10 protein-coding genes are annotated in these 8,415 nt (G+C 52.6%); 9 read left to right on the top strand and 1 reads right to left on the bottom strand.

Going from position 1 to position 8,415, the window contains the following annotated elements; translation table 11 throughout:
* Positions 1 to 513 precede the first annotated feature (513 nt).
* Positions 514 to 777 carry a hypothetical protein gene (locus KP708_RS14975; RefSeq protein ID WP_215751368.1) on the top strand — a complete coding sequence of 88 codons (264 nt, stop codon included), beginning with the start codon at positions 514 to 516 and terminating at the stop codon, positions 775 to 777.
* Between the two features lie 102 nt (positions 778 to 879).
* Positions 880 to 1,356 carry a hypothetical protein gene (locus KP708_RS14980; protein WP_215751369.1) on the top strand — a complete coding sequence of 159 codons (477 nt, stop codon included), beginning with the start codon at positions 880 to 882 and terminating at the stop codon, positions 1,354 to 1,356.
* Positions 1,357 to 1,359: 3 nt separating this feature from the next.
* On the opposite strand, the gene KP708_RS14985 is transcribed toward KP708_RS14980, so the two are convergent.
* Positions 1,360 to 2,013 (bottom strand): recombinase family protein, encoded by a 654-nt coding sequence (locus KP708_RS14985; RefSeq protein ID WP_215757215.1) that lies wholly within the window; start codon positions 2,011 to 2,013, stop codon positions 1,360 to 1,362.
* Between the two features lie 503 nt (positions 2,014 to 2,516).
* On the opposite strand from KP708_RS14985, the gene KP708_RS14990 reads away from it, so the two are divergent.
* From KP708_RS14990 to KP708_RS16065, 7 genes are all read left to right on the top strand, one after another.
* Positions 2,517 to 2,708, top strand: coding sequence for a helix-turn-helix domain-containing protein (locus KP708_RS14990; RefSeq protein ID WP_215751363.1), 192 nt, complete (start codon positions 2,517 to 2,519; stop codon positions 2,706 to 2,708).
* Positions 2,705 to 2,962 carry a hypothetical protein gene (locus KP708_RS14995; protein ID WP_215751364.1) on the top strand — a complete coding sequence of 86 codons (258 nt, stop codon included), beginning with the start codon at positions 2,705 to 2,707 and terminating at the stop codon, positions 2,960 to 2,962. The genes KP708_RS14990 and KP708_RS14995 overlap by 4 nt, the downstream gene beginning before the upstream one ends.
* A gap of 2 nt (positions 2,963 to 2,964) precedes the next feature.
* A complete protein-coding gene (locus tag KP708_RS15000; protein ID WP_215751365.1) occupies positions 2,965 to 3,219 on the top strand; it encodes a hypothetical protein in 255 nt (84 codons plus the stop codon).
* A gap of 170 nt (positions 3,220 to 3,389) precedes the next feature.
* On the top strand, positions 3,390 to 4,028 hold the full coding sequence (locus KP708_RS15005) for a hypothetical protein (RefSeq protein ID WP_215751366.1): 639 nt from the start codon (positions 3,390 to 3,392) through the stop codon (positions 4,026 to 4,028).
* A gap of 151 nt (positions 4,029 to 4,179) precedes the next feature.
* Positions 4,180 to 6,786: a hypothetical protein gene (locus tag KP708_RS15010; protein WP_215751367.1), complete on the top strand. Its 2,607-nt coding sequence runs from the start codon at positions 4,180 to 4,182 to the stop codon at positions 6,784 to 6,786.
* Between the two features lie 562 nt (positions 6,787 to 7,348).
* Entirely contained in the window at positions 7,349 to 7,642 is a 294-nt protein-coding gene (locus KP708_RS15015; protein WP_252347595.1) for a DNA-binding transcriptional regulator, read from the top strand.
* Positions 7,643 to 7,872: 230 nt separating this feature from the next.
* Entirely contained in the window at positions 7,873 to 8,328 is a 456-nt protein-coding gene (locus tag KP708_RS16065; protein ID WP_371822797.1) for a helix-turn-helix domain-containing protein, read from the top strand.
* The last annotated feature ends 87 nt before the right edge of the window (positions 8,329 to 8,415 follow it).

Genomic DNA, 8,415 nt, shown 5'->3' on the forward strand with positions numbered 1-8,415 from the left:
CAGATTGCCTTTCCGTGGCAAAGGTCATCTAAGTGCAAACCCTGCCCGACCCTTCGGAATGAAGATATAAAAACACCATCATTCCAGCGTTCCCGAGATGAAATGCTGGCCTTTGTCGAAGCATGGGCAGCGGAAACACCACCTAGACCCGCTCCTGGCTAAATCAGCCCGACTGGCAAACCCCGTCATGACAGCAAGATTGCTCAAGGCGATGGAGCCACGAGGAAAAATACATCCGAAGTCGCTTGCATAGATGTCGTCTACAATCAGTTTGACCCAATTAAGGGTATGGAGACGAAAAAATGCTAGACTTCCTTAATACTGAAATTGACGATAACGAAATCCTTATCCCACTGATGTTTATAGTGATAAGCTTGTATTGCTGTGACATCGCAATCGCGCAGTGGCAGTTCAATTTTGTAATGACGATTATAAAATCGTTATGAAAATTAGAGTGGAACAGATCAAATCAAGTCTGTTCCACTATATACTCCATCGACGGATATTATCGACATGAACACATACAAATTTAAGATTGATTACAAAGAAGACCGTAGCAGAGACGATAGGTTGAAACCCGGACGTCATCTTGATGAATTAGTCCGTGGTCTCGCTTTGTCTGTTGGCGATCTGGAAATCAGTAATCATGAAGACTACACGTCAGAAGGCAATCTGATTGTTGCGAAGACAAAGGCAACGAGGGCTGATGTTTTGGATGCGATTAAGCATGAGATCAGGGCTAATAACTTAGACGTGATTGTAATAGACGAAAACTAACTGACACCCCTATGACACCGTGCCGACGCCTCATGTCGGCATTGCGTGTCGATGACATGTCAGGCACCTATGTCGACACCATGACGACCCCGGTGCGCTCTTATGTCTGAAATGATCCGCCTATCTTACGCCGAACTTGCTGAGCGGCTTGGTGTAAGCAAGGAAGCCGCTAAATCCCGTGTCCGCCGTGCTGGCTGGCTCCGTGTCGTGGATAACACCGGCATAGCCCGTTTCAGTGTGCCTAAGGATATATTCGACACCCCGAACCGACACGATGCCGATACCGTGGCGGATGACACCCCAGACACGCCACCGGCACCCCAAGCAGACATGGGCGCGACACTGGCAGCCATCGAGGCGCTACGGGAGGCCCTGACACGGGCGGAGGCCGCTAGGTCCGAGGCTGATATGCGGTCTCTGGATCTGGCTGAACAGGTCGGACGCCTGAAAGCGGAACGGGACGCGGCACGGGCAGAAATCGAGGAATTGCGCCGGGTTCCAGAGCCAGAGACACCCCCGACACCCAAGGCGGCACCCCTAGCGTATCCCCCACGCCGCCGCTGGTGGCCGTTCGGTTAGGTGTCAGGCGGACAGGATGCGATGCAGAGCAGCCAGAGACAAAGGCATCCCGTTCCGCTTTAGCTTGGCCTGAATATCCCGGAGGCTGTGATCGTCAGCACGAAGGGCTTTTGCATGGCGTATCGCTGCCTGTTGTTCGGGGACTTGCACAAGGTCGCCGCTAGGTCCGACAGCAAAACCAAACGGTACCTTCCCGCCCAGGTAGCGGCCCCGGCCTTTCTGGTCAGCCTTTACGGTGCTGATGCGCTCACGGATGCGGTCACGTTCTGCCTCGGCTACGGCTGACAGGATCGTAAACACCAGCTTGCTGATGCCGTTGCCGGTCACATCGCCGCCCAGGTCAATCATGTGCAGAGACACCGAACGGCTTTTCATGTCCTCAAGAACGCCGAGGGCATCCACCGCAGATCGGAACATACGGTCCAGCTTAGCCGTGATGATCGTATCACCGGCCGCAAGCCTCTCTAGTAGCGTCTTACCCTCGGGACGGTCTGCCAGTGGCACAGAACCGGAGACGCCCTTCTCAACGAAGATATGGTCTATCTCTAGCCCTAACTGCATCGCATACCCGCGTATCTGCCTTTCCTGGACAGCGAGGCTCTCGCCTTCACCGACCTGCCTGGACGTCGAAACGCGGCAATATCCAAAAACAGCCATGACCTATCCGTTCGCTTGTTCGCTTGCGTCTAGACACTGTTAAAACTGTTCTCTTGTTATTGCAAGCGAACGTATGACCAGATAGGCAAAAAAAAAACCGCCCACGCCGATGACGGGACGGATTCTGAGAACAGAGCAGCGGGCCACCGATTCGATAGTAACATCCCGATTCGAAAAAATTCCGTCGTGTCGGGAGTTGTCCATAAAACGGCAGGAAACTGCCAATTATACAGAAGTTACTTTTTGTTACAAAAAAACAGTCGTTATAACGGCCTATAATGTGCTATAAGAAATTGTTTGGTCTTTTACAAAAGAATAGTGTTTTCAAGTTTTACGAAACTTGAATTGTTTTTAGATGACTAAATCGGCTTTGGCAAGCCTTAAATCGCCACCCACTATTTTTTCTCGCCAGTGCTACCCGGCAAGAGGAGATATAGCCCCGCAGATGGGGAGCCGTCAAGAGGCTTGGAAAAGAAGCGCGCTATACATGGAGGAAATCCAGCGTGAATTATATCTCTGTTACTGAACTATCTGAACACCTTAATATTCCCAGAGTAACCGCCTATCTTTATCTTAGAAAAAAAATATTTCCTTATGAAAAGATTGCTGGAAAAATTGTAATCAACCGAGAAAGTCTCCCAGGTATTGAGGCGACATTTGCCGCTCACCGCCGTTTCAAGGGAGTATCAGCATGATCCGCCGTCAATCAGGTATCTGCGAATGGTTGGATAATCGGAGCCGCACTATCCGCGCTAGTAATCCACGTTCTGCAAAATTCGCAGAAGTAATGGCTAAGCATATCACCAGCGAAATTTATGCAGGGATTGCCTTTTGGAATATCGCGAAAGATGCGTTTCCCCAGACTACTATTGCCGAGAAGCTAGCATTTGATACTTGGCAAGCATTTCTATTTTCCCGCGACTGTAAAAACGCTCTGGAGGACTGCTAATCGTGCCGGTTATCAAGCTATTTACAGGCAGTGCAAAAGTTAAGCACGTTCCTGCCGCCAATTCCTATACTCAACCGAGCGTAAGACATGGATCACGGGGCGGCATCCGAACTACCGACCGGGCGGCTAATGATGCAGCCGAAAAGCGCCGTCTAGCCTCTCAAATCTCTACCAATCTGACCCAGTTCGATAAGGCGGCTCCTAGAGCAATGACGGCTTCTCAGGTTAACGACATCAATAAAAAATATTGGAACTAATAATATGGAACGCAAAACTCCCCTCATGGACCTCATTAAAGAACACGAAGAAAATACAGCAGCCGAGATCAGATTTAATTCTGACAGGATATTCTTCCTAAACAATCAAAGGCAGCGTTTAGGTCTTCCTAGACTATTCAATCTTCCAGAAAATGAAAAGGTATAATCTAATGAATATTTCTAAAATCCGACACGAGATCGGAGTTGCCAAGACGTTTATTCGTAACGACCGGCAGACCATCATTGAACTAGAGGCTGTACTCGCTGATCTTGGCGATGTTCGAGCCGAGGCAGCTAAATGGAGGCTGGAACAGAGCCGGAAAGGGCTTCCGATTACGGTTCTGCCTTTAAAACTAAATGAAAAGCTGCGTGAAGCTGAATCTGTACAGGATACGATTAATGCGGCGAAGGACGCCATCGTACATCAGCAAGAGAAGATCACACGTTTTGAGGTCGAACTAGAAGCAGCTCTGGCAGATGGACACGCTGCCTCGTGGGATCGGGTATGTGATGAAGCGCGGGCCGTCTGCGCTGACCTAGAGGTCGCTCGGGTTGCCTATCTGGCAGCGTCGAAGAAACTCTACGCTTTGCATCAGTCAGCTAAGCCCGGAGAGTTTTTCCCGCCTGACGTGAATACGCACTACGCGCCAGACTTCGCTAACACGTTGCGGAGACCATACGACATTGCAACGGGCTATGATCTCTCAGCATGGCAACGCGAACTAGCGCCTGTCCGTGAGCAAGCAATCGCCTGGCGAAATACTCTCGCAGAAAATCCCGAAGCACAGTCACCATTCGTTGCATCGTGATTCTGTAACGTGGTAAAACTAAACCCGCTCATTCAACTGGATCTAGCTTGGCGGCGGACCAGAAGAAGTAAGCGGGTTTATCTAAACTTTATGGAGGCTAAAGAAATGGCTTTTTTCAGTAACCTGACCGCCAATGAAACCGACGGAGTACATGCATAATAGTCCAAACAATGCCGAAATTGCAACACCAAAAGAGATTTTTGCTCTAGTTTCTCGGCTCTCTTTTAAGGTTCCTGTCGTCTGTTCGGCAGAGGACGTTATGGCGGAAATCGCGACACAGTTCGATATGGACGGCGATACAGAGACCAATGCCCGGTCTTTCCTGAATAGCCTTATCCAGCGCCGCCAGGTGGCCGCTCGGCAACATTGGAGCCTCACTGTCCCGCGTCAAATCGTCTTTGAGCTCCCCGCCTATGATGCCTCGTGGCAGGATTGTGTGACCTTTGTGCGAGCGCCAATGGCTTCAGGCAAATCCGCCCATATTGGTAAGCCGTTCATCTCGGAGAGTATGGTCCGGCGCTATACGGTTGCCTCTACCCCCTCAACATCGCTTTGTATGGAGCAGTCCCAGAAATACGGGGTGGACTTCTACAAAGACGTGACCCGGCACGGGTTTGTAACGTCCGCCGTGTCTTGCTGTCTTCCATCGCTCGACAAGCCAGCCCTACAGGAAATCGTAGGAGGCGCTTCATCTTTCTTGTTTGATGAATGGGGACAGTCTCTGTCGCTTCTGGCGTCCCGGAGCGTGTGCAACGAAAGGGATTTTGATAAGCTGGACGAAATCGCCCGCACGATGAACGCAGGGGTGTTCTTCGACGCGAACCTGACAGATCAGGACGTGGCTTTCATCACAGACAGGCTCAAGCCCGGCACGTCCGTTCGGATTATCGACGTGCAGGATCAACCACAGGAGTTTAAAGCGGTCTATACGTCCGGCCCGTCTGCACGTGCTTGGATCGTGCAGGAAGTGCTCAGAGAACTCATGGAGGGCGGCAGAGCATGGGTTTCGTGTGAAAGTCGGAAAGCAGCTCAGACCGTCGGGGAAATACTCCAGGCGGACGGGTATCGTGTTCTGATCGTCAACGATCTCACGAAAAACACGAAAGCCGTGCAGCAGTTCTTTGCGGACGCTGAAAACGTCAGCCGGGAATACGACGTGGTTTGTCATTCCCCCACGATCACCAGCGGGCTTTCTATCGAACATGGGCGCAAGCCTCACTTCACCCGTGGCTTCTTTCTTGGCGGCGGCTTCTCTGTCACTCCGAGTATCGCGGCGCAGATGATGCGCAGGGTTCGGTGTATCCGTCATTGGTCTATCGCTTTCGAGCCTAATAACGCCGCTCAGGCCGTTACAGAGGCAGCAGAGACGCGGGCAAGGCAAGAGATCACCAGCATGACCGGGCGCACGATTGAGGGCTATGAGGCCTTCATTCGTAGCATCGAGCGCAACGATAAAAACCAGCGGGCAGATTTCGGGGCCGGACTTCTATGGCGTCTTGAGGATATGGGGTTCAGGCTAACTCGCGTTCCTTGCAGCGTCACAGGCGATATTCAGATCGCCGCAGCGGAAAAGAAGGCCCAGATTGAAGAAGCCGAGGTTGCGGCAATCATGGCCGCGCCAATCCTCACGGATGAACAGGCGACAAATCTACGTCTAAGCCGTAACCGATCCGTTCAGGATTCCTTCGCAGTTAAGGCATTTGACATTCGGACCGCGTTCCGGGTGGACGTTCTTACGCCTGACATTGTGCGGTTTTACGATGATGGGCGCGGGGTGCAGCGGGTGCGCCGGTATGCCGAGGCGGCCGGGATCGCGTACCAGGACAATTCCTCTAGTCACGCATCATACGACAGCGGAGATATTCGACGGAATCTCTATGCCTTCGTGTTCGGACCGGAAGGCGTGGGAGGTAAGTGGACGCAGGATAGAGCGCGTGAAGTTATCGAGCGCGTCATGAGCCGCCGTTTCACATTGGCCGCGTTCGGATGTGTTCCTGGGAAATGGGGCCGCATTTACGAGACGGACAGTAAGGGCAGAGCAAAAGCCGAAAACAAAGACGGGCATATCTGCACGATCAAGATGCCCGCTCGACCCACGCGGGAAGTGGCAGAGATCCTTGCCATGATGGGACTTGAATGGGAGGCGTCTGGATCGTCCGGTAAGAGTCGTTCAGGTGGCAGAAACTATGCCGTAACAGATCAGTCTGTTGCCTTGGTTTCCGGCCTGATGGGTGACAGTAGGGTACATAGTCTTAAAGATTTTGGGGGCTACTGTCACCCAATTGAAGCACCGGCAGTGGGCCAAACTTTGAACCATGCACAGGCAATTCTAGAGCCTTCCAACGAGGACGATGCAGACCTGACACCGACCGAGCGGGCAATTCATGGTGAGGTTCGAGCTTTGCTTTCACGGTTCAACGGACTTCCTAGCAGCACGACCGGAACTGTCTGGCTTCCACTTCAGACGGCGGACGGTATCCAGAAAACCATGACGGTCCCGGTACCCGACTGCCTCACGGTGGTTGAGGAATACACCTATGAGCTGCCGGGCAATCATGGGGCCTATTTCAGCTTCCCGTTCTGCATCGACATTTCGGAATCCATCATTGACCAGGTAAGAACCTGTCCGCTGGATCAGCGGGCTTTCGTCATGGAAGCAGCGGATGGATCACCGTATGTCGTGACTGTTCCGACCGTTGCTATGGACCAGCGAGCAATCCAGAATGTTCGGCTGGCTTATGATCGGTTAGCAGCCTGACGATGGGGACGGAGGGGGGCTTTATTGGTCCCTTCCGTTTTTCCAAAATGTCTTACACGGCCGACTTTTTGTTTTACTCATTACGGTCTGGCGACATCCCATAATGTTTTACCCAGGTGGACTTTTTGTCTTACAAAAAAGGGGAGTAACGGGGTGAGCAGTCTTTCTCTTGCACGGCCTACTATTCAGGGTTCGGTTTGCAAGTGACGCAAGGTTGCTATCTATAAGGCAATGCCGTATACAGAGATATGCATTCGGTCATAGAAACCCCAATCTTCACCAAACGGGCAGACGCCTTGTTGAGCCATGAAGAGCGGGCGGAACTCATTCGAGTGCTGGCAGAAAACCCACGAGCAGGCGACGTTATCCCTGGCATGGGAGGCGCACGTAAAATGCGTTTCGCGGGGGCTGGACGTGGCAAAAGAGGTGGGTTTCGGGTGGTTTGGTATGTTGCAGATGACAATACGCCGATTCTTGCCCTCCTACTTTACGGCAAGGGCGACCAGGTAGACCTGACCCCAGATCAAAAACGGGCCTTTGTGTCTATCATCAAAGGAGGATCATGATGGCAAATCTAGCTGAAGAACTGTTAGCGTCTGCTCAGGAAGCCGCAGACATCATGGCAGGTCGTGCAAAGCCCGGTCGTGTCTGGACGCCGCCTGAAATTCCTGTCGCGGCTATCCGCAAGCGTACGGGCTTGAGTCAGGATCGGTTCGCGGCCCGATATGGTTTCAGTGCAGGAGCCGTGCGCGATTGGGAGCAAGGACGCCGAACGCCAGAAAAAGCCGCTCGAACGCTGTTGCTTCTGATCGACCGGGAACCGCAGGCTGTCGAGCGAGTGCTCTCCTGCCTCTGATGCCCTTGCCATATTGACCGACGCGGGTCAGGATAGGGCTAGAAATGAGGAAGGGGCCAGCCCTGCAAGGCCGACCCCTTCAATATCTTCGCTGGCGGCGAAGGTGGACTTGATGTGAAAGGTGTACCACCACCTGACACGTCCGACACTGATTTTAGTGATCCTGACGACAGGATACAAGACTAGATCAGCAGGAAAGAGAACGCCTCGCCTAAGATAAGGTTTGGCCCGTGTCCCGTTCTCCGTTTCCCGCTCTTCGCTCCCTCATCCTGAACACCTTCCGCGCCGGGAACATCAGCCGAACGGGCAAAGACGTTCTCCTGGTCATCGCACGGCACCAGCGGCCCATGTCGTTTGAGACCATCGCCAAGATCGCAGGGTGTAGCCGTAGGAGCGTTGTTTACGCTGTCCAGCAGGCAGAGACCCTAGGTATCCTAGAACGCGCTCAGCGATACACCAGACGCGGGAGAATGTGGCTTAGAGCGGCGAACGCTTACAGGTTCACCATGCGGGCGATTGCTGAACAGATTGCCTTTCCGTGGCAAAGGTCATCTAAGTGCAAACCCTGCCCGACCCTTCGGAATGAAGATATAAAAACACCATCATTCCAGCGTTCCCGAGATGAAATGCTGGCCTTTGTCGAAGCATGGGCAGCGGAAACACCACCTAGACCCGCTCCTGGCTAAATCAGCCCGACTGGCAAACCCCGTCATGACAGCAAGATTGCTCAAGGCGATGGAGCCACGAGGAAAAATACATCCGAAGTCGCTTGC

This window comes from Gluconobacter sp. P5H9_a (genome assembly GCF_018812085.1).
Taxonomy (GTDB): Bacteria; Pseudomonadota; Alphaproteobacteria; order Acetobacterales; family Acetobacteraceae; genus Gluconobacter.

What these genes read in the sequence shown, in the direction of transcription:
- KP708_RS15010 (WP_215751367.1), top strand. Translation starts at nt 4,180, where the DNA reads ATGCATAATAGTCCAAACAATGCCGAAATTGCAACACCAAAAGAGATT.
- KP708_RS14985 (WP_215757215.1), bottom strand. Translation starts at nt 2,013, where the DNA reads ATGGCTGTTTTTGGATATTGCCGCGTTTCGACGTCCAGGCAGGTCGGT.
- KP708_RS15005 (WP_215751366.1), top strand. Translation starts at nt 3,390, where the DNA reads ATGAATATTTCTAAAATCCGACACGAGATCGGAGTTGCCAAGACGTTT.
- KP708_RS14980 (WP_215751369.1), top strand. Translation starts at nt 880, where the DNA reads ATGTCTGAAATGATCCGCCTATCTTACGCCGAACTTGCTGAGCGGCTT.
- KP708_RS14995 (WP_215751364.1), top strand. Translation starts at nt 2,705, where the DNA reads ATGATCCGCCGTCAATCAGGTATCTGCGAATGGTTGGATAATCGGAGC.
- KP708_RS14975 (WP_215751368.1), top strand. Translation starts at nt 514, where the DNA reads ATGAACACATACAAATTTAAGATTGATTACAAAGAAGACCGTAGCAGA.
- KP708_RS15015 (WP_252347595.1), top strand. Translation starts at nt 7,349, where the DNA reads ATGATGGCAAATCTAGCTGAAGAACTGTTAGCGTCTGCTCAGGAAGCC.